This is a genomic window from Streptomyces sp. ITFR-21, assembly GCF_031844685.1.
Classification (GTDB): Bacteria; Actinomycetota; Actinomycetes; order Streptomycetales; family Streptomycetaceae; genus Actinacidiphila.
On sequence record NZ_CP134605.1, the window covers coordinates 3,886,946 to 3,912,130 of the forward strand.

The window sequence follows — 25,185 nt, forward strand, 5'->3', positions numbered from 1 at the left end:
CTTGGAGGGGCATCAGAGCCCTCGGCAGTCCGTGGACCTCTACGTCGTCGCCGGCTATGCGTGCGCGCTTCTGGCCTGGATGTCTTCGGATCTCGGCCATCTCGCCGACGCCGATACGCACGGTCGCACGGTCGCACGGCCTGGTTGTGCGGCGAGAAGGCCGGCCACCAGGATCTGCTCGCCTGGACCGCATCCACGCGAAGCAAGATCGCCATCTGGGACGGACGTGTGCGCGACGCGGTCAATCACGCCCGCCGAGGCGCTTCCTACGTCACCCACGGGACGGTCGGTGCCCTGCTCGCCTGCCAGGAGGCCGACGCGTGGTCCAAGCTGGGAGCGACTGCGGAAACGGAAGCAGCCCTGCGCCGCGCCGAGTCCGCCCGCGGCGCAGTCCAGGGCGAAGACGTGATCGGCGGGCTGTTTGCCTGCTCCATCGGTCGGCAGGAGCAGTACCACGCCAGCGCTCATCTGCGGATCGGCAGATATGAGTCGGCTCTCGCCGAAGCGGACAGCGCCCTGGCCCATCTGCAGGCGCAGCCGCAGCGCGCGTACGGCACCGAGGCCCAGACCTCGATCAGCCAGGCTATGGGCCACATCGGCCTTGGCCGGCCGGAGGCGGTGATGGAGGTTCTCGCTCCGGTGATCCGACTACAGCCCGAGCAGCGACTCGACACCGTCATCGGACGCATGCGGGAACTCACCACGATGATGCGGTACGCGCCGGGGGCGCGTGGAGCCGCGGGCGTCCGGGCGCGAGCAGAACTCACCGACTGGTGCCAGGACTCCGCTCCATCGCGACTGGCTCTCCCGTCGGGTTGCAGTCTGTCCTGACAACAGCGCCGACCGCACTTCCCCCTGCCGCCCGGCCGGGGGCGACCGAGGAGGAGTACCTGTGACCGATCCGCACGTGCCCGGATTCATGCGCGACCACTGGTGGTGGCGGCCGGGCTGGCGCGAGGGCCGCTCGTTCTACACCTGGCACCTGACCTTCGCCGACCAGCCGGACGTGCGCCGCTTCGCGGCCGAGTACCGCCGGGCCCTCGACGGGCTGCCGGGGCTTGACCTCATCCCCGACGCCTGGCTCCACCTGACGATGCAGGGCATCGGCTTTGCGGGAGAAACGGCCGAGACCACGGCCGAGGAGATCGCCGACGCCGCCGCGTTCCGACTCGCCGCGCTCCCCGCCTTCGACATCACCCTGCACGCCCCGGTCGTGGACCCCGAAGCCCTCCTCGTACCGGTCCACCCGCAAGGACCCGTCACCCGGCTGCGCAACGCCATCCGGAACGCCGTCGGTGACGTCCTCGCCGAAGTACCGGAGACCGCGGAAGGCTTTGTCCCCCACGTCTCCCTCGCCTACAGCAACTCCGACCGCCCCGCCGCCCCGTTCGCCGAAGCCCTGGCCGCCACCGACATCCGACCGGCGAACGCGTCGATCACGCACGCCGACCTGATCCGGATCAACCGCGACCACCGCATGTACGAATGGTCCGAAGTACGAAGCGTCCGCCTGGGATGACCGCCGAGACCTGCTACAGATCAAGCACCTGTTGGGGCTCGTGGCGGCTGTCGGATGCCGCCCGTCCGTTTGTGAGGCGGCCGGCGGTGGCGGATCTGCGGCGGAGTATCGCGGCCGTCGTCCAGGTGTGATGGCGTCCCGTGTGGAGGAGTAGTGGCTTGTCCTGCGGGCGGCTGCCCGCGCGGCCGGGTTTTCGAGTGGCGGTGCCGAACCGATCCGTCTGGCCGAGAACGGTCTGTGGCGGCTCCCGGGCCGTGTCGTCGTCCGGATCGCCCGGCCCGGTCAGGAAGCCGCAGCCGCTTGCGAAGCCGCCGTGGCCAGGTGGCTCGGCGGGCAGGGCCTGCCCGCCGTGTCTCCGCTGGCGATCGGGCAGCCGGTCGTGGTCAGCGGCCGGGCTGTCACTTTCTGGCACGAGCTGCCGGAACACCGCCAGGGGAGCGCGGCCGACCTCTGCGTCCTGCTGCGGCAGCCCCACGGTCTGCCTCTTCCCGACGAGGACCGGCTCGGCCTGGCCGTCGGGCTTCTCGACCCGTTCGTCCGGACACGCGACCGGATCGAAGCGGCCGAGGCGATGCCGGAGTCCGGCCGGGCCTTCCTCCCCGGCGAGCGGGAAAGGCTCCGTGCCGGGTGGGACACGCTCTCCGCCGACTGGCCGGTCCGTCTGATCCACGGTGATGCCTGGCGCGGGAACTGCGCGGTCACCGACGACGGCCGCCGCTGCCTCCTCGACTGCGAACGCACGTCTGTGGGGCCGCCCGCATGGGATCTGACCTCTTAGTACTCCAGCAGCACTTCGCTATTCCTGCTGGTCAGGTGCCTGATTGTGAGTGTAGTGGGGTGGCGTTTCGCCGGGTGCGGGATCGGTGGGAGTCTCATCCGAAGGAGGGGTTTGTGCTGATCGGCAGCCCGGGGTGGGCAGGGTCTGAGCGTGATCGAGGATCTTGGAACGGGCCTGTGGGCAGCGGAACTTGAGGATCTGTTTCTGCGTGTGGGCGGCAGGTTCTCGCGCGTGGAGCCACGGCGGCGGATGCGGGACTATGTTCGCGGCCTGCTGGGACCGGTCGGCCGTAAGAACGGGTGGCAGCTCGCCGAGTTCGCCGGCCACAATACCCCCGACGGCTTGCAGCGGCTCCTGGCCGGGGCCCGGTGGGATCCCGAGGAGATCCGCGATGACCTGCAGGAATACGTCGCTGAGAAGCTCGGCCGGCCAGACGGTGTGCTGATCATCGACGACACTGGGTTCCTGAAGAAGGGCGTCACCTCGGCCGGGGTGCAACGGCAGTACTCCGGCACGGCCGGGCGGACCGAGAACTGTCAGATCGGGGTATTCGCCGCCTATGCCTCCTCCAGAGGCCGTGCGCTGGTGGACCGGGAGCTGTACTTGCCCAAGTCCTGGACGGCCGATGCGGACCGCTGCCGCGCTGCCAAGATCCCCGAAGACCGGGCGTTCGCGACGAAGGGTGAACTCGCCCGCCGTCTGGTGCTGCGGGCGCTCGCCTCAGACCTCCCTATCGGCTGGGTGACCGCCGATTCCGCCTACGGTCAGGAATGGGGATTCCGGCGCTTCCTGGAGGAAGCCGGCGTCGGCTATGTCCTCGCCGTTCCGAAATCACAGCAGGTCAAGTCGCTGGCTGGGATCTGGCGCATCGACCAGCTCATCACCGAAGCCCCCGAGGATGCCTGGCAGCGCGTGTCAGCCGGCGACGGCGCCAAGGGCCCTCGCGTCTACGACTGGGCCTCGGCAAGACTTCCGGTCATCGACTTCTTCGACGGCGATCTGCCCACGCATCGCCGCTGGGTGCTGGCTCGCCGCAGCATCAAGCGGCCCCAGGAGATCGCCTACTACCTGGCCTACGCGCCGACCGCCGTCACGGTCGCCGAGCTGGTGCGGATCGCCGGATCGCGCTGGGCGATCGAGGAGTGCTTCCAGGCCGCGAAGAACGAGTGCGGCCTGGACGAGTACGAAGTCCGTCGGTATCCGGGCTGGTACCGCCACATCACCCTGGCAATGCTCGCCCACGCCTTCCTCGCCGCGATGGCCGCAGCGGCCATCGAAAGGGGGACCGAAGAAACGATCACTGCACCCTCGCGCCCTTCACCGTGGCAGAAGTCCGGAAATTGCTGGCAACTTGCCATCCCCACCCAACACCCCAACACCAGAGGGCTGTTCACGCGCTGAGATGGTCGAGATGGCGACGCCACCACCAAGCCGTCGCCCGCCACTGCCATTACCGGAGCCGAACCCAAACACTACAGGGATCCACCGATCCCGCACCCGGCGAAAGGCCACCCCACTACACTCACAATCAGGCACCTGACCAGCAGGAATAGCGAAGTGCTGCTGGAGTACTAGCCTCGATACCGGTACCTTAGGTGCAATCCGGTCATTGTCGGTGGTATGCCGAGAGCGGGTCAGCTGAAGTCATCTGGTGAGCGGGCTGACCTGGGACGATGCGAGATCCAGCCTGCTGACCAGACCAAACACCGTTTGCTGGTTGCCGTCAGTCCGCTTCGGTTTCCGCGGCCACGTGTGTTGAATCCGTGCTCGGACAGCAGCCCACATGCACGCCTGCGGCTTCAGGAATTCGTCCATTGGCGGCCGGCAGTCCGGGCGCCGTAGCAGCACGTCATACGCTGGCCTGACGCGATCGAGGCAGCCCGTCAGGGCATCGTGGGCAGGCCGGTCCTCCGGCGGGAGTGGGGCCCTGCTCGGTGGCACAGACCTCTTCGCGCCCGTCTCACGTTCCGTGCCGCCGGCGCGTCTACGGCCTGTGCGGACCGATTCACCCGGATCGGGGTTCAGGGAAGGAACCACTGCCATGAGGACCCACACGATCATTGACTCGCCGCTCGGCGGTCTCACCGTTGTCGCCGAGAACGACAGGCTGACCGGCCTGTATTTCGAGTGCCACCGCAGGCGCCCCGCGGCGACGGAGCTGGGCACGCGAACCGATGAGGGGTTCGAGGAGCTCCGACGGCAGCTCGACCAGTACTTCACCGGCGACCGACGCGACTTCGCATTGCCCCTGGCCCCGGCCGGGGACGGGTTCCAGCAGCGGGTGTGGGATCTGCTCCAGCTGATTCCCTATGGGGAGACCCGTTCCTACGGTGATCTGGCCCGTCGGCTGGGCGACGCGTCGCTGGCTCAGGCGGTGGGCGCGGCCAATGGCCGCAACCCGCTGTGCATCCTCATTCCCTGCCACCGGGTGGTCGGTGCCGACGGCAAGCTGGTGGGCTACGCCGGCGGCCTCGATCGCAAGCTCCACCTGCTGGAGCTGGAGCAGCCGGCCCGCGGCGGTGCCGGTCGACTTTTCTGAGGACCGGTCTCACGTTCGGTACCGCTGGGGCGTTTACCAGATGTGACGAAGCGACCCTTCCAGCAGATCGTGACCGACCACGGGCCGATGGTGCTCCGTGTCGTGCGGGCCGTCCTTGGTCCGGACGACACGGACGATGCCTGGTCAGAGACGTTTCTGGCAGCGATGACGGCCTACCCGGACCTGCCGGACGACACCAACATGGAGGCATGGCTGGTGACCGTCGCCCATCGCAAGGCGATCGACGTCACCCGGACCAATGCCAGGCGTCCCCTCCCCGTGGAAGAACTGCCCGAGCGCCTGAGCCGCACCGGCCGGCCGCAGGACTGGGACGGCGACCTGTGGCAGGCGCTGAAAGAGCTCCCCGACCGGCAGCGGCAGTCGGTCGCCTATCACTACCTCGCCGGGCTGCCGTACAAGGAGATCGCCGCCCTGATGGGCGGCAGCACCGACGCCGCACGCCGGGCGGCGGCCGATGGGATCAAGACCCTGCGCAGCACCTACCCGGCAGACACCGACCAGACGGGAGTGACCCGCAAGTGACGAGCACACCGGATTTCGAGGACGAGCGCGTGTTCGCCGCGCTGCCCCGACACGACGACGACGCCATGGCGCGCCTGCAGGCGGCCCTGGCCTCGAAGGCACAGCAGGAGGGCATCCTCGACCTCGCCTACCGCACCGTGGACACCCCGGTCGGCTCCCTCCTCCTGGCAGCCACCGAGCAGGGCCTGGTCAAAATCGCCTACGCCGTCCAGGACCACACGGCGGTACTCCGGCAACTGTCCGACACCGTCAGCCCGCGCGTCCTGCTGGCCCCCGCACGACTCGACGAACCCGCCCGGCAGATCGACGCGTACTTCGCCGGCCGCCGCACACACTTCGACCTCCCGCTGGACTGGCGGCTGAGCAAGGGCTTCCGCCGCGATGTCCTCAGCCACCTTCGGCAGATCGGTTACGGAAGCACACAGAGCTACGCCCAGGTCGCCCTCGCCGCCGGCAGCCCCCGGGCAGTCCGCGCCGTCGGCACCGCCTGCGCCACCAACCCCCTGCCCCTGGTCGTGCCCTGCCACCGGGTGGTGCGCTCCGACGGCGCCGCCGGCCAGTACGTCGGCGGCAAGGACGCCAAGAACATCCTTCTCACCCTGGAGGCGGCAGCATGACCATCTCACCGAACACACGAGACACCTTCGCCCGGCGCGTCGACGCCGCCGACCGGTCCGCCGCCCCGGTACGGCACGGTGTGTCCGTCGTACGCCCCGGCCGGCGCCACACTCTCGGCCTCGTCTTCCACGACGCCGGCTGAACCGGTGAACACCACGACGTACACCCTTCTCGGAGCCGACCGGACGACCTGTCGGAGCACCCGGCCGGGAACGCTCGGGGGTCACCGCGCCAACCGGATCTACGGTCGTCTGGACTGCCCGTCCGCACTGCGCGCACTGGCCCGCGGCGGCTACGTGAAAAATCGCGTCTTCTTCGCCGACGAGGCAACGGCCCGCGCGGCCGGCTACCGCCCCTGCGGCAGGTGCCTGCCGCACGAGTACCGGACCTGGAAGGGCCCCGACACACATTCTGTGCGCGGCTAGGTCGCAGGACTCCCCGCCTGGCGCCGCAGCTCCCCGGTCGACCCGGTGCCGGCCCCGGACCCCATCGGCTCCCCCGAGATCGTCGCCACCCGGGCACCGTGACAGCCGGACAGAGCACCGGGAGTCCTTGTTCCGGATCATCATGCCGGCGGGTGAAGATGCCTGCGAGGTGGAATCCAGGGAGGCGGACGGTGCGCGCGGACCTCCGTGCACGTGCGGGCGCGGGTCAGTGCACCGGTGCGTGCGGCCTCGGCGGTGGGGCGGGGATCCGGTCAGCTGATTGGCCGGATGTGGTGGGGCGGAAAGATCTTGCGACGCGTTGATGGTGGTGTGATCACCAACTCTCGGGACGAGCTCACCCGCGCCTTATTCGGAGACGAACACGCCGACCTGCACGGTCCCTGGCGCAAGCTCGTGTCCACCGAGCCCTTCCGGCGCCGCGACGCCCTCACCCCGGCACAGCGGACCGCCCTTTCCTACGAACGCCTCCGGCTGGTCAACGAGCACCTTGCCGACCCCGCGGACTTCGCCCGTGATCCGGCGGCGGTGAGCGCCCTGCACGAGTGGACCGCTGTGGTGGACGCCGGTCTGACCACGGTGGCCGGCATCCACTACAACCTCTTCCTCGGCAGCCTGCTCGACCATGGCCCCGCGGGCGCCCGTGACCTGGGCGAGTTCACTTCCATGCGGCAGCTCGGCACCTTCCTGTGCACCGAGGTCGACCACGGCAACGACGCCGCCGCCATGGAGACCACGGCGACCCTGCAGGCCGCGGACGGCACGTTCGTCCTGCACACCCCGTCGGCCGGCGCGCAGAAGTTCATGCCCAACACCAGTACGGCCGGCGGTCCGAAGACGGCGGTGGTGGCCGCCCGGCTGATCGCCGACGGCACCGACCACGGCGTCTTCCTCTTCCTCGTCCCGCTCAGCGGCCCCGAGGGCACGCTGCCCGGCGTACGCGTCCGCCCGCTGCCGACCCGGGTCGGCGCCCCGGTGGACCACTGCCTGACCGCCTTCGACCAGGTCTTGCTGCCCGCCGACGCCCTGTTGGCCGCCGGGCACGGCAGCCTGGACCCCGACGGCACCTTCCGCAGTACGCTCGGCAGTCCCCGTAAACGCTTCCTGCGGTCCATCGCCCGCGTCACCACCGGCAAGCTGTGCATGAGCGCCGCAGCCCTCGGCGGCACCCGGACGGCACTGACCGTCGCCGTACGGTACGGACACCTGCGGCATATCGGCGGCGGCCGGAAGGGCGAACGGGTCCCGCTGTTCGCCCACCACAGCCACGCCGCGCCACTGACCCGGGCCCTCGCCGCCGCCTACGCCATGACGGCCTGGCACCGGGAAGTCGTGGCCGCGTGGTGCTCCCAGGTCCGCGACGGGGGGTTCGGCGGGGAGGCGGCCGAGCGGGAGACCGTCGAGCGGGAGATCGCGGTGGCCAAGGGCTGGATCACCTGGCGGTGCCGCGACCTGACCACCGAGGCCCGGGAGCGCTGCGGCGCTCAGGGACTGCTGGAGGTCAACGGGATCTCCGAGCGCGCCGTCGACATCGAGGGCACGATCACCGCCGAGGGTGACAACCTCGTCATCTGGGCCAAGGCGGCCGGTGAGATGATCTTCGGACACACCGCGCCCCCACTGGCGCCGCCCGCCCCGCGGGGCCGCCCGGTCACCGACCCCGAACTCCTCACCGAGCTGCTGGCGGCCACCGAACACCTCTGGCACGAGCGGGCCCGCACCCGGCTGCGCGGGGGCCCGTCCCGTGACCCGCTGGGCCGGTGGAACACCGCCGCCGGCCCGGCGCTGCGCCTGGTGGACGCCTACGGTGCGCGGCGCGCCGCGCAGGCCCTGCGCACCGCCGCCCAGCGGGCCCGGCTCCCGCGGGCCGCCCGGCTGCTCGACGACCTCCACACCCTCTTCGCCCTGCAGCAGGTCACGGCTGCCGCCGGCGACCTGCTGGCGGCGGAGCGGATGACCGCCGACCAGGTCCGCGCCCTGCCCGACGCCGTCGACGCCGTCACGGCCCGGCTCGTACCCCATGCGCAGGAACTGGCGGACGCGTTCGACGTGCCGCAGGAGTGGCTCGCCGACCTGCCCGTCACCACCGCGGACCTCGCCACCGCCTACGACGACCCGGACGGAGCCTGGCACCGCACGCGGCCCACCCCGGTCGGCTGACGCCTGCCGGGGCGACTCCGCCCAACGGTTCCCCGAAGGCCGGCGCCTGCGCCCCGGCGCACCGACCGCCCTCCGGGCCACCTGACGTGAGCGACCGGTGGGGGTGACAGCCCCGCGGGTGCGGGGACCACGCTTTCTGAGCCACCTGTTCGCCGGGGGAAGCCCATCGAGCGGCGGTGAGAATGCAACCCACCGCGGTTTTCGGAAGTCCTACCTCCTGATCGTTCGGTGATCCGGCCGGCCCTGAAGGTGCGAGGAAGTCGCCATGACGAAGCCCCCCAGCGGATCGCGGAGGCCCGGAGCCGGTCGGATCGGGACCGGGACCGGGACCGATGGGACGGAGCCGGCGGGGCCGGGCGGCGGCGGTCGGGCCGCCCTGAGCGGCGCCGGCAAGCAGCTCGGCGATACCAAGGGCTGCGCCGAGGTCAGCACCTTCAACGACGTCATAGGACCGGACGCCGACGGCGTGCCCACCAGCTCCGACCACCCGGCCGCCAGCACCTCCCCGACCCGCGCGTACGCCCTCAGCCCGAACGTGAAGGACTCGGCGCCGTAGGCCCCCGGCGGCGCGCCGCCCGGCGCCCCGGCAGCGGGTGCCGGGCGGCGCGGCCAACCGGACGCCCCTCTCCCTGATCTCTCGGCCGGCCTGCGGCAGCCCGCCTTTTCCACAAGTTCCACGAAGCGGTCGGTGACGCAGGAGTTCGCGGTCACCGTCTTTCAGCGGGACCCGGGGTCTCCTCCGCCGAACCGTGGCAGGACGGCACCAAGCGTCCCTACGGTGTCCGTGAAATTCAGCGCCGGCGCGGTCATGCGGCTGTCGATCACGGCTGTGTCGCCCGCCGGTGAGAAGGACAGCGAGCCCGAGGTACCCATTGCGGCGGCCCCGCCCGGCGAGATTCCGCTGCCGGACCCGTTCGAGGGCGGGAAGATCACCCCGCAGCGCGCCGAGAGGTATCTCGCCGCCCCGCCGAGCAACTCGGGCAGCCCGGAGACCGCCGGCACCTACGCCTACTCCGCCCGGGAGACCGCGGCCGTCCACCCCGGGCTCGGTGTGAACTCTTACAGCGGCGGCAAGGCGCACATGCTCATCACCGCCGTGTGAGGTCCGGAGTCCCGGACGCGGCGCCACGAGCCCCCCTGCCGACCGGCCGTCACCGGTCCGGCAGGGGGTCGCGGCGCTGCGGGCGCGATCGGCGCCGCCTACGGCCCGGCCTGCCGCCGTTGCGCGGCTATCGCGGCAGGCGCAGCCCCGCGACGAGGAGTTCGACCAGCCGGCGCGCGTCGTAGCGCGGGTCGTGGCCGGCGCCGATGCAGAGGTTGCCGACGCCGCGCAGGAGTTCGTAGGCGTCCACGCCGGGGCGGATCTCGCCGGCGGCGGTCGCGGCGTCGAGCAGCCCGGCGCACACGGGCAGCAGCCGGCCGAGGAAGTAGGCGTGCAGCGCCGCGAAGTCGGCGTTGTCGGGCTGCAGTACGGCGGCGAGGCCGTGCCTGGTGACCAGGAAGTCGACGAACAGGCCGATCCAACGCGCCAGCGCGGCATGAGGGGTCGGGCCGGCCGCCAGCAGGCCGGGGCCGGCGTCGGCGCAGGCGTCGACCTGGTGGCGGTAGACGGCGATGACGAGGTCGGCCCGCGTCGGGAAGTGGCGGTAGATCGTGCCGGTCCCGACGCCGGCCCTGGCGGCGATGTCCCATACCGGTGCCTCGACCCCCGACGTGACGAAGATCGCGGCGGCGGCGTCGAGCAGGTCCTCCTCGTTGCGCCGGGCGTCGGCCCGCCTGGGCCGGGCCGCGTGCCCCGCGCCGCTCCCACCGCTCCCACCGCTCCCGCTGTCGTCGTCCACCGTGCCGCTCTCCCCCTGCTGGGTCCGCTCTCCAGGCGGCGTTCCCCACCACCAATCGGAACGAAGTTCCGCTTGGGTCGTGATGCCAGAGCGGCGGCCGGCGGACCAACGCCCGCGGCCCCGGCCACGGATCGGCGCGATCCGCCACCGACCGGCCGGCGACCGGCCGGCGACCGGCCACCGACCGGCCGGCGTGCGCCCGTCGTGCGGGCGGCGGGCGGCGCCCGTCGTGCAGGCGGCGGGACCGGCCGGGGCGGCCCGGGGCAGCCCGGTCTTGACAAGAGCGCCCACCTGGCACGTACGTTCGTTCCGCACCAACTGTGACACGGCCTCGGGGCCCGGCTCGGCTTGTCGAAGCCGTGGGCTCCGCGGGCCGTGCGCCGCGGCGCCGTCGGGCGCCGGCGACAGGTCGACGGGAGTCACACCGTGAGGGCATCGCACGTCGGACCGGTCGGGGCCGCGGTTCCGCTGCCGGTCCGGACGAAGCGCCGGCACGTCGACCTCTGCCGCACCCACGCCGCCCTCTGTCGCTGACGGTCCGCGCCGGTCTGCCCCGGGCGGCCCGCGCCGCTCCCGTTTCCCCCGTTTCCCCTTCCCCGGCAGGCCCGCGTGCCCGTGGCGCCGCCCGGCCAAACCCGGTCCGGCGTGCCGGAACTGTTCGTTCACCCCGAGCAATCCCCCGCCCCGAGACACCGGCGATGCCCGCGGCGTCGGCGAGAATGGACGAGTTGTGAGCGCGAAGCGCCCCAGGACGCTGAAAACCGTCACCGGAGCCGGTGGCACGTCGGAGACCTACGACCTGGCGATCGACCCCACCAGGTCCACGCTGGACACCGCCGTACGGGTGGCGAAGCTCGCCGAGGCCGCGAGGATCGACGCCCTGTTCACCGCCGACCTGCTCAGCTTCGGCGCCCAGGGGGCGATCGGGTCGCAGGAACCGCTGGTCTTCGTCTCGGCGCTGAGCCAGGTGACGTCGCGGATCGGCCTGATCGCCACGGTCTCCAGCACGTTCCACCATCCGTTCAACCTGGCCCGGCTGTTCGGCACCCTCGACCACGTCAGCAACGGGCGGGCCGCCTGGAACCTGGTGACCTCCTCGATCGGCGAGGAGAACTTCGGCCCCGGCGAACTGCCCAGCCCGGAGGAGCGCTACGCGCGCGCCGCGGAGACGCTGGAGGTGGTCAACGCGCTGTGGGACAGCTGGGAGCCGGGCGCGCTGACCGTCGGCGCGGACGGCAAGGCGGTGCTGCACCCCGCCCGGGTACGCCCCATCCACCACTCCGGCCGGTTCTTCACCGTGGCGGGTCCGCTGAACATCCCACCGCTGCCGCAGCGCCGCCCGGTGCAGATCCAGGCCGGGCAGTCCGCGGCGGGTACCGCCCTGGGCGCGCGCTACGCCGAGATCGTCTTCACCTCGCTGCCCACCCTCGACATCGCGGCGGACTTCACCCGCACGATCCGGGCCCAGGCCGGGCAACTCGGCCGGCCCGGCGGCCTGCCGCTGATCTTCAGCTCGCTGCACGCCACGTACGGCGCCACGGAGGAGGAGGCACAGCGGCTCGTACGCGAGCGCCGCGAGGCGATCGACTTCGAACGCGGGCGCGCCCTGGTGGCCGACATGCTCGGCGGCGGAGTCGACCTGGCGGACCTCCCGCTCGACGAGAAGCTGCCGGAGAGCCTGCTGCCCGACGTCACCTCGGTGAACCGCCGGCGCGGTCGGGTCGACATCTTCGCCGGCTACGCGCGGCAGGGCTACACGCTGCGCGAACTCGTCATCGCCGCCCAGGACACCGGGCACTGGGCCGTCGCGGGCACCCCCGAGCAGCTCGCCGACGCCGTCGAGGAGCGCTTCCGGGCCGGCGTCCTCGACGTGATCTCGCTCGGCGGCCTCGCCGACCCCCGGCAGCACGACTTCGCCGTCAACGGCCTGCTCCACGAGCTGCGCAAGCGGAAGATCGTCGCCCCCGACTACACCGGCACCACCCTGCGCGAGAACCTCGGCCTCGACCTGCCGCCCCGCGCCGGGGCGCCGGTCCCCGCCGCCCCCGCGGCCACGACGCCGCGCTGACCGGCGACCCCGAAGCCGGGCGCTCCCGAAGGAGGTTGTCCGTAGGCCGCCCCGCCCCGCCCCGCCTTGCCTCGCCCTGCCCCGCCCCGACCCGCCTTGCCCCGGCTGGTCCGCACCGGCCGCCGGTGGTCCACTGGACACCAGGCCGGGGTACGGGGGCGGGTCCGGTGGCCGGCGCGCTGGGGCATCGGGGCGGTCCGCGGGCCGCGGCGGTCGGGGTCCTGCTTCTTCTTCCCTCGGGGGTCGCGGTGAGGGCAGGCACGGGTACGGGTTCGTTGGCGGGGCGTCGGCGCGGAGCGCCGGCCGGGCGGTGGGCGGCGGTGCCGCTCGCCCTCGCGGGGATCGGCCTGTCGACACCCGCGCAGGCGGCGGGCGGTGGCGGAACCGGTCACGGTACGGGCCGGGGCACCGGTCATGGAGCGGCGCGCGCGAGCGTCCGCGACAGCGGCCGGGCGACCGGGGGCACGCCGTCGCACGCCGTGCCGGCACGGTCCACACCGTCGTCTACACCGGCCTGCTGAACAGCGACGCCGTCGCCGTGGTGGACGCCACCAGCGGTACGCGGACAGCGACGGTCGCGACCGGCGACCAGTCGCAGGCGATCGCGGCGAACGCGGCCGGGACCCGGGTGGTCCCCGCGGCGTCGCGGGGCCCGGCCCGCAGGTCCGCCGTGTTCCCGTCGGTCGGCGCCGGGCCCCTCGGCCCGGCGGCCGGGCAGGTAGCGCCGCCGCGCCGCCTCCCTCCTCCGCTGCGCGGCGCAAAACGCACCGGGTCCCGCTCCGCCGCCCACGGGGATCCACCCGACCGGCCCCGGCCCGCCGCATCCCCGCCCACCCGCCCACCCGCACGCGCCCCCGCCGCCCCCGCCGCACTCGCCGCACCCGCCGCCCCCGCCGCACCCGCCGCCCTCGCCGTCCCCCGGTCACCGGGGCCCGGCGGGGGCGGCGCCGTGTGCTCGGGCGGGGCGCCGCGCGGGCGGGGAATGCAGGCGGCACCCTTTCCCTTCCCGGGTTTCCGGCATCCCCGCGGGCGGCGCCGGCGCGCCGCCCGCCGCACCCGCGGGCGGCTTTTCCGGCCTGACCCCGGCGGTTTTCCCGGCGGGCCGCCGCAGGCCGGGCGGCCGGGCCGGAAGCCGCGCGTCCGCGCAGGTCGGGGGAGCCCGGGAGCCGCCGTCGGGCTCGGGTGCGGCGGCGCGGTGGTAATGCCGGGCCGCCGAATCCGCTGGCTGAATCCGCCGGCTGAATCCGCCGGCTTTTCCGGTCGGCCCGGAAATCCCCGCCGCGCCCCGGGCCACCCCGCGACCGCCATTCCGAGCGAGCGGAGACCGGCGTTCCCGGGCCGGGCGCCGGGGCGCTCCCCGGGGCCGCGGCGCCCCTCCCGCCCGGCCGCCGGGCCGGCTCCGGCAGGGCATCCCCGCCGCCCTACATCGAATCTTGCGGAGGAAAGTAGTGATTAAGCAAAGATGCGTCTGGATATTGCGCGCCCGTGTCCGTGAGATTACGGTGCCCCTTGCGCCGTCACCGCCCGCACTGCCGCACCAAGCCCAGGACCCCCCCGCCCCCCCATCCGCTCACGGAGCCAGCACCGCGTCCGACCGTGCTCCGTGCCGCGTCAGCTCCATGTGCCCTCGCTCCCCCCTGCCGCCTCACGGCGGCACCCGACGGTGCAGAACCGGCATCGAATGTCGAAAGGAGCAGAAGTTGTTCCAGTCCATGCGCTACCTAGGGCGAACGATCGCCGTGGGAGGCACCACCGCGCTGATCGCCGCCGCCGGCGTCTTCGCGCTGACGGTCCCCCCGGCGGTGGCCGCCGCCACCGCCGCCACCGGCGGCAGCGGCGCGAACCTGCCGTACGTCGAGGTGCAGGCGGAGAACTCCGCCACCAACGGGACCGCCATCGGCCCGAGTTACGCCCAGGGCCAGCTGGCCGACGAGGCGTCGTACCGCAAGGCGGTGACGCTGCAGGGCGCCGGCAAGTACGTCACGTTCACCACGCCGGTGGCCACCAACTCGATCGACTTCCGGTACAGCATCCCGGACACCGCGGGCGGCTCGGTCTACACCGCCCCGCTGTCGCTGTACATCAACGGCACCAAGCAGTCCGACTTCTCGTTGACCAACGCCTATAGCTGGTACTACGGCAGTTACCCGTTCACCAACTCGCCGGGCAGCAACCCGCACCACTTCTTCGACGAGACGCACCGCCTGTTCCCGACCACCTATCCGGCGGGCACCACCTTCAAGCTGCAGGTCGACGCCGAGGACACCGCGTCCTCGTACACGATCGACTTCGCCGACTTCGAGCAGGTCGGCGCCGCTCTGACCGCCCCCTCCGGCTCGGTCTCGGTGACCAGCAAGGGCGCGGACGCCAGCGGCGCGGCCGACTCCACCGCCGCGTTCAACTCCGCGATCAGCGCGGCCGGTCCGGGCGGCACGGTGTGGATCCCGCCGGGCACGTACAACATCCCGGGCCACATCGCGGTCAACAACGTGACGGTCGCCGGCGCCGGTATGTGGTATTCGACGGTCACCGGTACGGCGCCCGGCTTCTACGGCAACTCCGCGCCGTCGGCCAGCACCAACGTGCACCTGCAGAACTTCGCGATCTTCGGCAACGTCCAGGAGCGCGACGACAGCGCCCAGGTGAACGGCATCGGCGGCGCGCTGAGCAACTCGACGGTGACCGGCGTCTGGATCGACCACGAGAAGGTCGGCGCCTGGATGGACGGGCCGATGACGGGCCTGACCTTCAGCGGGGTCCGGATCCGGGACACCACCGCGGACGGCATCAACTTCCACGGCGGCGTCACCAACTCGACGGTCACCAACAGCGACATCCGCAACACCGGTGACGACGGCATCGCGACCTGGGCGGACTCCGCGCTCGGCGCCGACGCCAACGACACGATCTCCAACAACAACGTGCAGCTGCAGATCCTCGCCAACGGCATCGCGATCTACGGCGGTCACGACAACACCGTCAGCGGCAACCGGGTGATCGACACCGGTCTGGCCCAGGGCGGCGGCATCCACGTGGGGCAGCGCTTCACCTCCACGCCGGTCGGCACCACCACGATCTCCAACAACACCCTGATCCGCGACGGCAGCCTCGACCCGAACTGGCAGTTCGGCGTCGGCGCGCTGTGGTTCGACGGCAGCCAGGGGGCGATCACCGGCCCGATCAACGTGAGCAACGCGCTGATCCAGCAGAGCCCGTACGAAGCGGTCCAGTGGGTCGAGGGCACGGTCAGCGGGGTCAGCCTGGACAACGTGACCATCGCCGGCACCGGTACCTTCGCCCTCCAGGAACAGACCGGCGGCGCCGCGAAGTTCACCAACGTCACGGCGACCGGCGTGGGCGCGCCCTCCCCGGTGTACAGCTGCGAAGGCGGGAACTTCGCGGTGACGGACGGCGGCGGCAACTCCGGTATCACCGGTACGCCGATCTGCGGCCCGTGGCCGACCCCGGTCTTCCCGCCCTACCCGGCCGAGGGCGTGACCGCCACCCCGGGCGCGCTCAACTTCGGCTCGGTCGCCACCGGTTCGACCAGCGCGGCGCAGACCGTGACGGTCTCCAACCCGACCAACGCCGCCGCGGCCGTCGCCTCGATCGCCGCCACGGGCGACTTCTCGCAGACCAACACCTGCGGTACGTCGATCCCGGCCAACGGCTCCTGCACGGTCAGCGTGAAGTTCGTGCCGACCGCGACCGGCAGCCGGACCGGCACCCTCACGGTCACCGCGGGCGGCAGCACCAGCACGGTGACCCTGTCCGGCAACGGCACCGCGCCGGGCCCGATCCTCAACACCGACCCGGGCGGCCTGTCCTTCGCCGCCACCGTCGTCGGCTCCTCGGCCGCCACCCAGGCGGTGACGGTGAGCAACACCGGCACCACCTCGGCGACCGTCTCCGGCGTCTCGGTGACCGGTGACTTCAGCCAGACCAACAACTGCGGCACCGTCGCGGTCGGTTCGTCCTGCACGGTGACCGTCGGGTTCAAGCCCACCGCGGGCGGCGCCCGCACCGGCACCCTGACCGTCACCAGCAACGCCAACAACAGCCCGACCACCGTCGGCCTGAGCGGCAGCGGCATCGACAGCTCCACCGACATCGCGGCCGGCCGCCCGGCGTCGGCGAGTTCCAGCAGCGGCGTCTACGTCGCCGGCAACGTCACCGACGCGGACGCCTCCACCTATTGGGAGAGCGCCAACGGCGCCTTCCCGCAGTGGGCGCAGGTCGACCTCGGCCAGAACTACAGCGTCGGCAAGGTCGTCCTGAAGCTCCCGCCGGCCACCGCCTGGGCTACCCGTACCGAGACCCTGTCGGTGCAGGGCTCCACGGACGGCTCCGCCTTCTCCACCCTGGTGGGCTCGGCCGGCTACACCTTCGACCCGAACGCCAACAACAACACGGTGACGATCACCTTCAACGCCGCCACCGAGCGGTACCTGCGGGTCAACATCACCGCCAACAGCGGCTGGAGCGCCGGTCAGCTGTCGGACGTCGAGGTCTTCCCGAGCGGCGGCAGCACCAACCCGACGTCGGCGACGCTGTCGACGAACCCGGGCTCACTGACGTTCGCCACGCAGGCCCTCAACACCGCCAGCAGCGCGCAGACGGTCACGGTGACCAACACCGGTACCGCCGCCGCGACCGTCTCCGGGGTCTCCACCAGCGGCGACTTCTCGCAGACCAACACCTGCGGGACGTCCGTCGCGGTGAACGCCTCCTGCGCGGTCAGCGTGAAGTTCACCCCGACCGCGTCCGGCACCCGGACCGGCAGCCTGACCATCACCGGCAACGCGTCGAACAGCCCGACCACGGTCGCGCTGACCGGCACCGGAGCCGGCACGGTCAGCACCAACCTGGCGGCCGGCAAGGCCACCAGCGAGTCCAGCCACGCCGATGTCTACGCCTCGTCGAACGTGACGGACGACAACCAGAACAGCTACTGGGAGAGCGCCAACAACGCCTTCCCGCAGTGGGTGCAGGTGGACCTCGGCTCCGCGCAGAGCGCCGGCCGGGTCGTCCTCCAGCTCCCCGCCGCCTGGGGTGCCCGCAACCAGACCCTGACGGTCTCGGGCAGCACCAACGGCAGCACCTTCACCACCCTCAAGGCGTCGGCGACCTACACCTTCGACCCGAACACGAACGACACGGTCACCATCACGTTCCCCGCGTCCACCCAGCGCTACTTCCGGGTGACCCTCACGGCGAACACCGGCTGGCCGGCCGGACAGCTCTCGGAGTTCCAGGTCTGGAACAGCTGACCTGAGCCGGGCGGTGCCGGCGAGCGCCCCGCGCGCCCGCCGGCCCCGCCCCGCCCCGCCCCGCCCCGCCCCGTCCCGGCCCGTTCACCCCCGGTCCGCCTTGTGCGCGCCAGGGGTTCGCCGTGCGGTGCGCGGGAGTGCTCCGGCGGGGCCCGGACGGTCGGCGCGGCCGGGCGCGCGGGGCCGCGGCTGTCCAGATCGTGACGTGTCCCTTTTTGGACAGAGGGTGACCCAGGGTGGAGAACGCGCAGCTCGCGGGGGTGATCACCGGCCGGTGACGGATCCGGGCGCGGCTAAACTCGCTAGTCGCCGAGGTACGGCGTCCGGTAGTTATCTCATACGGCATGCTCGCGGCGGAACTCCCCTCCGCGGCGGAACGCCGCTGCACCGCCAGTGCTCCCGGACGCGGCGCCCCCGAGTCGCCGCGGCCGGGCCCGCCGATGGCAGCGACCGGCACGCTCGCCCGGTTTCCCGGGGGGAGCCATTTCGGCGGAGGTGGGGACCGGCACGGCCCGCTGGTCCCCACCAACCAGGCCGACCCCGCCCGGCCGGGCGGCACCCCGCGTCCGTGCGCCGGACCACGCCGCCCCGGGCGGCGGCTCCCTTCCCGTCGCCCCGCCCTCGGCGCCCCGATACCCGGCACCCCCCCCGGCCCCGATACCCGGCGACCCGGGACCCCGGTGTCACGGCGCCCCGGCTACTTCCGCCGCATCACCCGGACGAACTCGGGGTCCTGAGCCAGTTTGATGCCCGCCTCGAAGCGGCTGGTCGCGCCGAGCCGCTCCATGAGCTTGGTGACGGCGCGCTGCACGGTACGGCGGCTGACGCCCATCCTGCGGGCGATCTGGTCGTCGCTCAGGCCCTCGGCGAGCAGCCGGACCGCGATCCGCTCCTGCGGGGTGAGCTCGGTGTCCCCCGGGGCGGCGGCCGGCGCGGCCGGCTCGTACGGGACCGCGCGCAGCCACAGGTCCTCGTACACCGAGATCTGCGCCTGGATCAGGGCCGAGCCGCGGACCACGACCATCAGCGGCGACTCGGCGCGCGGCTGGTAGCCGGTCAGGAAGACGGCCACCTGGCTGTCGTAGATGATCAGGTCGTACGGCGCGTGGTCGATCAGCCGGACCTCGACGCCCAGCTCGGCCAGCTCCCGCAGATGGCGGTTGAAGTGTGGCAGCTGGGCGGCGGACTGCGGAAGGATCGTCCGGTTGCGCACCCCCCGGCCGATCATCTCCGCGTCCTGGCGGGCCGACGCGTCCAGCGCCTCCATGGGTGCCACCGGGCCGGGGTGCACCGCGGCCGAAGTGTGCCGGACCGTGCTGTCCAGCTCGCGCAGCAGCCGGTCCTTCTGCCGCCGGTCGCTGTAGTACTCCACCTCGACCAGCGACGCCTCGCGGGCCACCGCCGGGCGGTAGACCGTCAGCAGCGAGTCGGTGAGCTCCCGGACCGCCACCGCGCTGCGCGCCTGCTCGGCGGCGGTGGCGTGGTAGGTCTCCATGGTCCGGGTCAGCGCGGTGTCCGGGTCGACCGGCTCCAGCACGCCGTCCTGCGCGCGGATCAGGCCGAGCCGCTCCAGCCGGCGCCGACCGCGCTCGGCCTGATCCTGGTCCAGCCCGGCCGCCTTGCCGAGTTCCCCCGCCGAGGCGGCTGTGCCGCGGGCGCGCAGCACCTGGTAGATCGCCAGAGCCGGTGTTTCATCGTCGTCCCGCATCGGACGGCCCCTCCGGACGAAGACTCGACAGCTCACCTACGGCTCACCCCGGGTTCCCCCGCACCTGATGACACGTCCCGGGCGGGCGTTCGGTTCAGCCGAGCCGCTCAGAGGTCGAACTCCGCCGGATCGAGGCCCACCGCGAAACACGCCTCACGCACGACCGCCTGCTCGGACTTGTCGAAGACACCGTCCGCGCCGCCGATGACGATACCGATCTGGATGACCGCCCGCGCTTCGGTGGGCTTCTTCTTCGCCTTGGCGATCTCCTGCAGGATCGCCACCTTGCCGAAATCGAAGTCGGAGGTCAGCTTGGTGAGGTAGTCGTCGAAGCGGCGCTGGAGGTCCAGCGCGGGGAAGTTCTGCAGGACGTCGTTGGTGCCGATCAACGTGGCGACGCGCTGCCGCTCGGCGGGGTCGACCGAGCCGTCGGCGGCGGCCACCAGGGCGCACATGGCCATGCTGGCGTCGCGGAAGGCGCCGCTCTTGAGGTCGTTCTTCTTCGCGGTGAGCTGGGTCTGCATGCCTTGGGCGGATTCCTTGAAGCGGTCCCACAGGGCCATGGCGGGTCTCTCCTCGACGGGGTTCGGTTGCGCTCTGAGAACTCTCGGCGAGCGTAAAGGAGTTCCCCAGGGGGCCGCCGGGTGGGGCCGACCGGGTGACAGGGCGGGCCGGCGGCGCTGCGCCCGGGGCGACGCGTTCGCTCTCGGCGAACATCACGCGGGCCGTACCGGCCAGGCGGACCCGCCGGACGCATCCGGCGGACGGATCCGGCGGACGGATCCCGGGGGCGGACACGCGGCCCGCCCGTCAGACCCGCGGGAAGCGGGCCAGCAGGTCCCAGACCACCGGGTTGGCGTCCAGTCCCTCGTGCATGTCGGTGAGGTCGGCGGTCAGGTCGTGCAGGAAGTCCCGGGCCTCCCGGCGCAGCCCCCCGTACGGCAGCACCAGCGGCGCCTCGTCCGGCAGCCAGTCGGCGGTGACCTCCACATGCCCGAACCGCCGGACGAACCGCAGCCGGTCCGTCGACTCGGTGAAGTCGAACTCGGCGTACTGCGGCCGGGCCGCCCGGCTCCCGCGCGGGTCCCGGTCCAGCCGCTCCACGATGTCGCACAGCGCCCACCCGAAGTCCAGCACCGGCACCCATCCCCAGGCTGTGGACAACTCCCGCTCGCCCTCGGCGAGATACACGTCACCGCAGAAGAGATCGTGCCGCAGCGCCTTGACGTCCGCCCGCCGGTAGTCCGTCTGCGGCGGGTCGGGAAAGCGGCGGGACAGGGCGTATCCGAGGTCGATCACCGGGTGATGGTGTCAGACGCGGGCGGGCGGGTCGGCCCCCGTACCCCTGGCCGGACGTGACGCGGGACGCGGGACGTCGCACGGCATCGGGGCGGGCGGGGCACGGGGGCCGGCGGGACGGCTCCCCCGGAGGGAGCGTCAGAGGGTGACGCCGAAGTCGGTGGCGATGCCCACCAGGCCGGAGGCGTAGCCCTGGCCGACGGCGCGGAACTTCCACTCGGCGCCGTTGCGGTAGAGCTCGCCGAAGACCATGGCGGTCTCGACGGCGGCGTCCTCGCTCAGGTCGTAGCGGGCGATCTCGACGCCGCCGGCCTGGTTGATGATGCGGATGTAGGCGTTGCGGACCTGGCCGAAGTTCTGGCTGCGGGTCTCGGCGTCGTAGATGGAGACCGGGAAGACGATCTTGTCCACGTCGGCGGGCAGGGCGGCCAGGTTGACGTTGATCTGCTCGTCGTCGCCCTCGCCCTCGCCGGTGCGGTTGTCGCCGGTGTGGACGATGGTCTGGTCCGGGCTCTGCTTGTTGTTGAAGAAGACGAAGTGGCCGTCCGAGTAGACCTTCCCGGTGCCGTTCACGGCGATCGCGCTCGCGTCGAGGTCGAAGTCCGTGCCGGTGGTGGTCCGGACGTCCCAGCCGAGGCCGACCGTCACGGCCGTCAGGCCGGGCGCCTCTTTGGTGAGCGAGACGTTGCCGCCCTTGGACAGGCTTACCGCCATGGGAAGTCCCCTTATGTGGTCGTTGGTGTTGCCGACGAAAGTACCGTCATTCGTCAGAACGCGGACCGGGCATCGCGCGGTTCCCTCCCGGCCGTGCCAGGTTGCCCCGGCTTCCCGCGCCACTGCCCCTCCGGCGCCCCCGCCTGCACCGGCGCCCCCGCCTGCACCGTCTGCCCCGCCTGTCCGCGTGTCCCCGGCCGGGCCCCGGACACGGCCGGGCCGCCGCACCCCCGGGCCGCCGGCACCCCGGCCGATCCCGGCGCCCCTGCCGGCTCCCGCACCCCCGCCGTCCCGCCGTTCCCGTTATCCCCGTTATCCCCGTGACGCGGCGGCACGGACGCGGGATCATGGGGGCATGTCCGGGCCCCTTGTCATCCGCGGTTCGGTCTCCGTGCCGGAGGCCGAGCTGGTCTGGCGTTTCTCCAGGTCGTCCGGGCCCGGCGGGCAGCACGTGAACACCAGCGACAGCCAGGTGGAGCTGCGCTTCGACCTGGCGACCACCGAGGCGCTGCCGCCGGTGTGGAAGGAACGCGCGCTGGAGCGGCTGGCCGGGCGGCTGACGGCCGAGGGCGTCCTGATCGTGAAGGCGTCCGAGCACCGCTCGCAGTGGCGCAACCGGGAGGCCGCCGCGGCCCGCCTGACCGCGATCCTCGCCCAGGCGACCGCACCGCCGCCCAAGACCCGCCGCCCCACGAAGATCCCGCGCGGGATCAACGAACGCCGGCTGCGGGTGAAGAAGCAGCGCGGACAGACCAAACGGGGCCGCAGCGGCGGCGGCTGGGACTAGCCCCCAGCCCCCGCGCGGGCCGTGTCCCGCCGGGCTCCGCCCCGCCGGCCGCCGCGGCGAGCGGTCAGCTCAGGTGGCGGTAGCGGCCGCGGAAGTACGTCAGCGGGCCGCCCTCCGCGCCCGGGGTGCGGGCGGTCAGCACCCGGCCGATCAGCAGCGCGTGGTCGCCGGCCACCACCCGCTGCTCGGTCTCGCACTCGAGCGCCGCCAGCGCCCCGCCCAGCACCGGCGCGTCCGACCGCTCACCGCGGTGGTGGGCGACGTCCTCGAACAGCAGCCGGTCGCTGATCCGGCCGCGCATCGCGAACCGCCCGGCGATGTGCCGCTGGCTCTCGCCGAGCACCGAGACCGCCCACCTCGGCTGCCGTTCCAGCACTTCGTCCATCCGCGAGCCGACGCGCACGCTCACCAGCACCAGCGGCGGTTCGAGCGACACCGACAGGAACGCGGTGGCGGTCATGCCGACGTCCTCGCCGCGCGGCCCGTCCTCCGGGTCGTGCGCGGTGACGAGGACGACGCCCGCGGCGAGCCGCGCCATCGCCGCGCGGAAGTCGTCGGTGGTGGCGGACTCGGCGGACTCGGCGGACTCGGCGGAGGCAGCGGTGTCGACCGGGTCGGCGGGGTGGCTCGTAGCGGGCTCGGGAGGACGCCCTGGCGGAGTCGGAAGCACGCTCTTCACGGTACGGGTCGGTGGGGGAGGCGGGCATCGGACGGAGGTCGCAGGGCGCGTACCGTCCGGTCCTAGGACCTCCGAGGACGGCGTTCGACGTTCAGTGTTCAACTGATTACCCGAAGGTGTGACTTGGGTCACAAGCGACAGGAATTGTTGACCCTGTGTACCGAACGCACAGCTCGCTGTGATTCAGTTGCGGTGTAATTGGAAGAGTGTGAATTACACCGTGGCCGCACCGGTTTGGGGACGGGGCCACCGCACTACCAGGAGTCGCTGTCGAGGGCGTGGAGAGGGGCATGGACACCGAGTCGGAGCCGTATGTCCGTCTCGCGACACTGCGTCAGCTGCATCAGGTCGTGGCGGACCTCAACACCGCGCGCAGTCTCGCCGACACCCTGCAGGCAGTCGCCGACGGGATCGTCCGCGGACTGGGTTATGAACTGGCGGCCGTCAATCTGGTCCGCCCCGACGGCGATCTCGTCGTGGCGGCGTTCGCGGGCAGTGCGGCGGGCGAGGCGCTGCTGCTCGGCCGGGCGGGCTCCCGTACGTCCTGGGAGCGGCGGTTGACGATGGGTGAGCGCTGGGGGTCGCTGCGGTTCATCCCGCACACCGAGGGCTGGGTGCTCATCGACGACGACGTGCCGCAGTGGCACACCGAGGGTCCGCTGCCGCGCTTCCCCGACGAGTGGCACCCGGGCGACCGGCTGTACGCGCCCATGTACGCCTCGCAGAGCGTCGGCAGCGAGCTGATCGGTGTGATCTCGGTGGACCGGCCGGTCAGCGGCCGGCATCCGGGGCCCTGGGGGTGCGAGGCGCTCCAGATGTACGCCTTCCAGGCGGGCATCGCGATCAGCAACGCCCGGTTGCGGGCGAACATGCAGCGGGCGCTGGTCCGGCTGGAGCGGGACCAGCAGGCGCTGCGGGCCAGTGAGGAGAGCTTCCGGCAGGCGTTCGAGTACGCGCCGAGCGGTATGGCGATCGCGGAGATGGGCGGCGACCAGCACGGGAAGCTGCTGCGGGCCAATGACGCGCTGTGTCGGCTGCTGGGGCGGTCGGCGTCGACGATGCGGCGGTACTCCTTCTCCGATCTGGTGCATTCGGAGGATGTCGGGCTGCTGCTGCGGACTTCGGCCGAGGGCGGGCGGGCCGAGCTGCGGCTGGCCCGGCGGGACGGCACGTATGTGTGGGCGTCGCTGCGGAACTCGGTGGTGGCCGACACCGCCGACGGGCCGCGTTTCCTGCTGACGCATGTGGAGGACATCGAGGAGCGCAAGAGCCGTGAGCTGCAGCTCGCCCACCGGGCCAGCCACGACTCGCTGACGGGTCTGCCCAACAGCGCGGAGCTGCGGTCCCGGCTGTCGTCCCGGCTGTGCTCCCGCCCGCACGACCGGGACGCCGGTGAAACGGCGGTGCCGGCCGCGCAGACCGGGGGGGTCGACGAGTTCGCGTTCAGCTACGGCTACGGGCCCGACGAACTCGCCGCGCCGCTCGACACGCTGGACTCCCATACACACACGGTGGCGCCGGACGAGTCCGACGAGGAGGGTGCGAGCAAGGGGCTCGCCGTCCTCTTCTGCGACCTCGACGGCTTCAAGTCCATCAACGACCGCTTCGGGCACCACACGGGCGACGCCGTCCTCATCGAGGTCGCCCGCCGGCTGACCGCCGCGGTCCGCGACGGCGACACGGTGGCGCGGCTCGGCGGTGACGAGTTCGTGGTTCTCGCCGACCATCTCGCCCCGGCCGACGCGGCCGACCTCGCGGTCCGGCTGCGCAACGCGATCATCCCGCCCATCCGCGTCGACGGCCGCGCGGTCCGCGTGGGCGCCAGCTTCGGCATCGGCTGGGCCGGCTGCGGCATGACCGCGGAGGAGATCCTGCACAGCGCCGACCAGCGCATGTACGTCGAAAAACGCAGCAGGTCGGCGTCCGCCGGCCCCCGCAACAACCACCGCCGGGCGGGCTAGGGTCGGTCGTCAGGATCTGCGGGGGCGGTGTGGCGGGATCCGGTGCGTCGCGGCCGCACGGCGCGGGAGGGGGCGGCGTGGCGTCTCGCCGGCCGAGGAGGACCCGGCAGGTGCGCGGTGCCGCGGCCCGCGACACCGCGCAGATCCACCCGGCAAGCCCCAGGCCCTCGGGCACCCCGCGCCCGGCGCCACAGCACGGCACGGCGGCGCCGGGGGACCCGGTGGCGGCGGGCGGGAGGGCGCGGGGGACGATCGGGG

Annotated in this window: 22 protein-coding genes; 16 read left to right on the plus strand and 6 right to left on the minus strand. The window is 72.5% G+C overall.

Translation table 11 applies throughout. The features are described from left to right. Positions 1 to 144 precede the first annotated feature (144 nt). The 12 genes from RLT57_RS17095 to RLT57_RS17150 all read left to right on the plus strand — a co-directional run bounded on the left by RLT57_RS17095 (position 145) and on the right by RLT57_RS17150 (position 9,702). Positions 145 to 831, plus strand: coding sequence for a hypothetical protein (locus tag RLT57_RS17095; protein ID WP_311298267.1), 687 nt, complete (start codon positions 145 to 147; stop codon positions 829 to 831). Between the two features lie 61 nt (positions 832 to 892). Beyond that, on the plus strand, positions 893 to 1,519 hold the full coding sequence (locus RLT57_RS17100; RefSeq protein ID WP_311298268.1) for a 2'-5' RNA ligase family protein: 627 nt from the start codon (positions 893 to 895) through the stop codon (positions 1,517 to 1,519). Between the two features lie 235 nt (positions 1,520 to 1,754). Next, positions 1,755 to 2,297 (plus strand): phosphotransferase family protein, encoded by a 543-nt coding sequence (locus RLT57_RS17105; RefSeq protein ID WP_311300746.1) that lies wholly within the window; start codon positions 1,755 to 1,757, stop codon positions 2,295 to 2,297. Positions 2,298 to 2,450: 153 nt separating this feature from the next. Further along, entirely contained in the window at positions 2,451 to 3,698 is a 1,248-nt protein-coding gene (locus tag RLT57_RS17110; protein ID WP_399129868.1) for an IS701 family transposase, read from the plus strand. Between the two features lie 640 nt (positions 3,699 to 4,338). Further along, the gene (locus RLT57_RS17115; RefSeq protein ID WP_311298269.1) at positions 4,339 to 4,836 is read left to right on the plus strand and encodes a methylated-DNA--[protein]-cysteine S-methyltransferase; all 498 of its coding nucleotides are present in this window, start codon (positions 4,339 to 4,341) and stop codon (positions 4,834 to 4,836) included. A gap of 42 nt (positions 4,837 to 4,878) precedes the next feature. Continuing rightward, positions 4,879 to 5,379 carry an RNA polymerase sigma factor gene (locus RLT57_RS17120; protein WP_311298270.1) on the plus strand — a complete coding sequence of 167 codons (501 nt, stop codon included), beginning with the start codon at positions 4,879 to 4,881 and terminating at the stop codon, positions 5,377 to 5,379. Beyond that, a complete protein-coding gene (locus tag RLT57_RS17125; RefSeq protein WP_311298271.1) occupies positions 5,376 to 5,996 on the plus strand; it encodes a methylated-DNA--[protein]-cysteine S-methyltransferase in 621 nt (206 codons plus the stop codon). Before RLT57_RS17120 ends, RLT57_RS17125 begins: the two co-directional genes overlap by 4 nt. Continuing rightward, positions 5,993 to 6,139, plus strand: coding sequence for a 2OG-Fe(II) oxygenase (locus RLT57_RS17130; protein WP_311298272.1), 147 nt, complete (start codon positions 5,993 to 5,995; stop codon positions 6,137 to 6,139). The genes RLT57_RS17125 and RLT57_RS17130 overlap by 4 nt, the downstream gene beginning before the upstream one ends. 4 nt (positions 6,140 to 6,143) lie before the next feature. After that, entirely contained in the window at positions 6,144 to 6,422 is a 279-nt protein-coding gene (locus RLT57_RS17135) for an Ada metal-binding domain-containing protein (RefSeq protein ID WP_311298273.1), read from the plus strand. Between the two features lie 330 nt (positions 6,423 to 6,752). Further along, positions 6,753 to 8,600, plus strand: a complete 1,848-nt coding sequence (locus RLT57_RS17140) for an acyl-CoA dehydrogenase (RefSeq protein ID WP_311298274.1) — start codon at positions 6,753 to 6,755, stop codon at positions 8,598 to 8,600. Between the two features lie 265 nt (positions 8,601 to 8,865). Beyond that, a complete protein-coding gene (locus tag RLT57_RS17145) occupies positions 8,866 to 9,156 on the plus strand; it encodes a hypothetical protein (RefSeq protein ID WP_311298275.1) in 291 nt (96 codons plus the stop codon). A 228-nt stretch (positions 9,157 to 9,384) separates the two neighbouring features. Then, a complete protein-coding gene (locus RLT57_RS17150; RefSeq protein ID WP_311298276.1) occupies positions 9,385 to 9,702 on the plus strand; it encodes a hypothetical protein in 318 nt (105 codons plus the stop codon). A 127-nt stretch (positions 9,703 to 9,829) separates the two neighbouring features. On the opposite strand, the gene RLT57_RS17155 is transcribed toward RLT57_RS17150, so the two are convergent. Then, entirely contained in the window at positions 9,830 to 10,441 is a 612-nt protein-coding gene (locus RLT57_RS17155) for a TetR/AcrR family transcriptional regulator (protein ID WP_311298277.1), read from the minus strand. 730 nt (positions 10,442 to 11,171) lie between these two features. Here RLT57_RS17155 and RLT57_RS17160 point away from each other — a divergent pair. Continuing rightward, positions 11,172 to 12,509 (plus strand): NtaA/DmoA family FMN-dependent monooxygenase, encoded by a 1,338-nt coding sequence (locus RLT57_RS17160; RefSeq protein ID WP_311298278.1) that lies wholly within the window; start codon positions 11,172 to 11,174, stop codon positions 12,507 to 12,509. Between the two features lie 1,700 nt (positions 12,510 to 14,209). Then, the gene (locus RLT57_RS17165) at positions 14,210 to 17,779 is read left to right on the plus strand and encodes a choice-of-anchor D domain-containing protein (protein WP_311298279.1); all 3,570 of its coding nucleotides are present in this window, start codon (positions 14,210 to 14,212) and stop codon (positions 17,777 to 17,779) included. A gap of 697 nt (positions 17,780 to 18,476) precedes the next feature. Here the strand turns inward: RLT57_RS17165 and RLT57_RS17170 are convergent. From RLT57_RS17170 to RLT57_RS17185, 4 genes are all read right to left on the minus strand, one after another. Then, positions 18,477 to 19,487, minus strand: a complete 1,011-nt coding sequence (locus RLT57_RS17170; RefSeq protein ID WP_311298280.1) for a helix-turn-helix transcriptional regulator — start codon at positions 19,485 to 19,487, stop codon at positions 18,477 to 18,479. A 107-nt stretch (positions 19,488 to 19,594) separates the two neighbouring features. Next, the gene (locus RLT57_RS17175; protein WP_311298281.1) at positions 19,595 to 20,050 is read right to left on the minus strand and encodes a tellurite resistance TerB family protein; all 456 of its coding nucleotides are present in this window, start codon (positions 20,048 to 20,050) and stop codon (positions 19,595 to 19,597) included. Positions 20,051 to 20,297: 247 nt separating this feature from the next. After that, positions 20,298 to 20,786 carry a hypothetical protein gene (locus tag RLT57_RS17180; RefSeq protein WP_311298282.1) on the minus strand — a complete coding sequence of 163 codons (489 nt, stop codon included), beginning with the start codon at positions 20,784 to 20,786 and terminating at the stop codon, positions 20,298 to 20,300. Between the two features lie 138 nt (positions 20,787 to 20,924). Then, positions 20,925 to 21,500: a TerD family protein gene (locus RLT57_RS17185; RefSeq protein WP_311298283.1), complete on the minus strand. Its 576-nt coding sequence runs from the start codon at positions 21,498 to 21,500 to the stop codon at positions 20,925 to 20,927. 355 nt (positions 21,501 to 21,855) lie between these two features. On the opposite strand from RLT57_RS17185, the gene arfB reads away from it, so the two are divergent. Beyond that, positions 21,856 to 22,287: an alternative ribosome rescue aminoacyl-tRNA hydrolase ArfB gene (gene arfB / locus RLT57_RS17190; protein ID WP_311298284.1), complete on the plus strand. Its 432-nt coding sequence runs from the start codon at positions 21,856 to 21,858 to the stop codon at positions 22,285 to 22,287. Between the two features lie 64 nt (positions 22,288 to 22,351). Here arfB and RLT57_RS17195 read toward each other — a convergent pair whose 3' ends face one another. Next, positions 22,352 to 22,825: a flavin reductase family protein gene (locus RLT57_RS17195; RefSeq protein ID WP_311300748.1), complete on the minus strand. Its 474-nt coding sequence runs from the start codon at positions 22,823 to 22,825 to the stop codon at positions 22,352 to 22,354. Positions 22,826 to 23,256: 431 nt separating this feature from the next. Between RLT57_RS17195 and cdgB the strand changes: the two genes are divergently transcribed. Continuing rightward, on the plus strand, positions 23,257 to 24,927 hold the full coding sequence (cdgB, locus tag RLT57_RS17200) for a diguanylate cyclase CdgB (protein WP_311298285.1): 1,671 nt from the start codon (positions 23,257 to 23,259) through the stop codon (positions 24,925 to 24,927). The last annotated feature ends 258 nt before the right edge of the window (positions 24,928 to 25,185 follow it).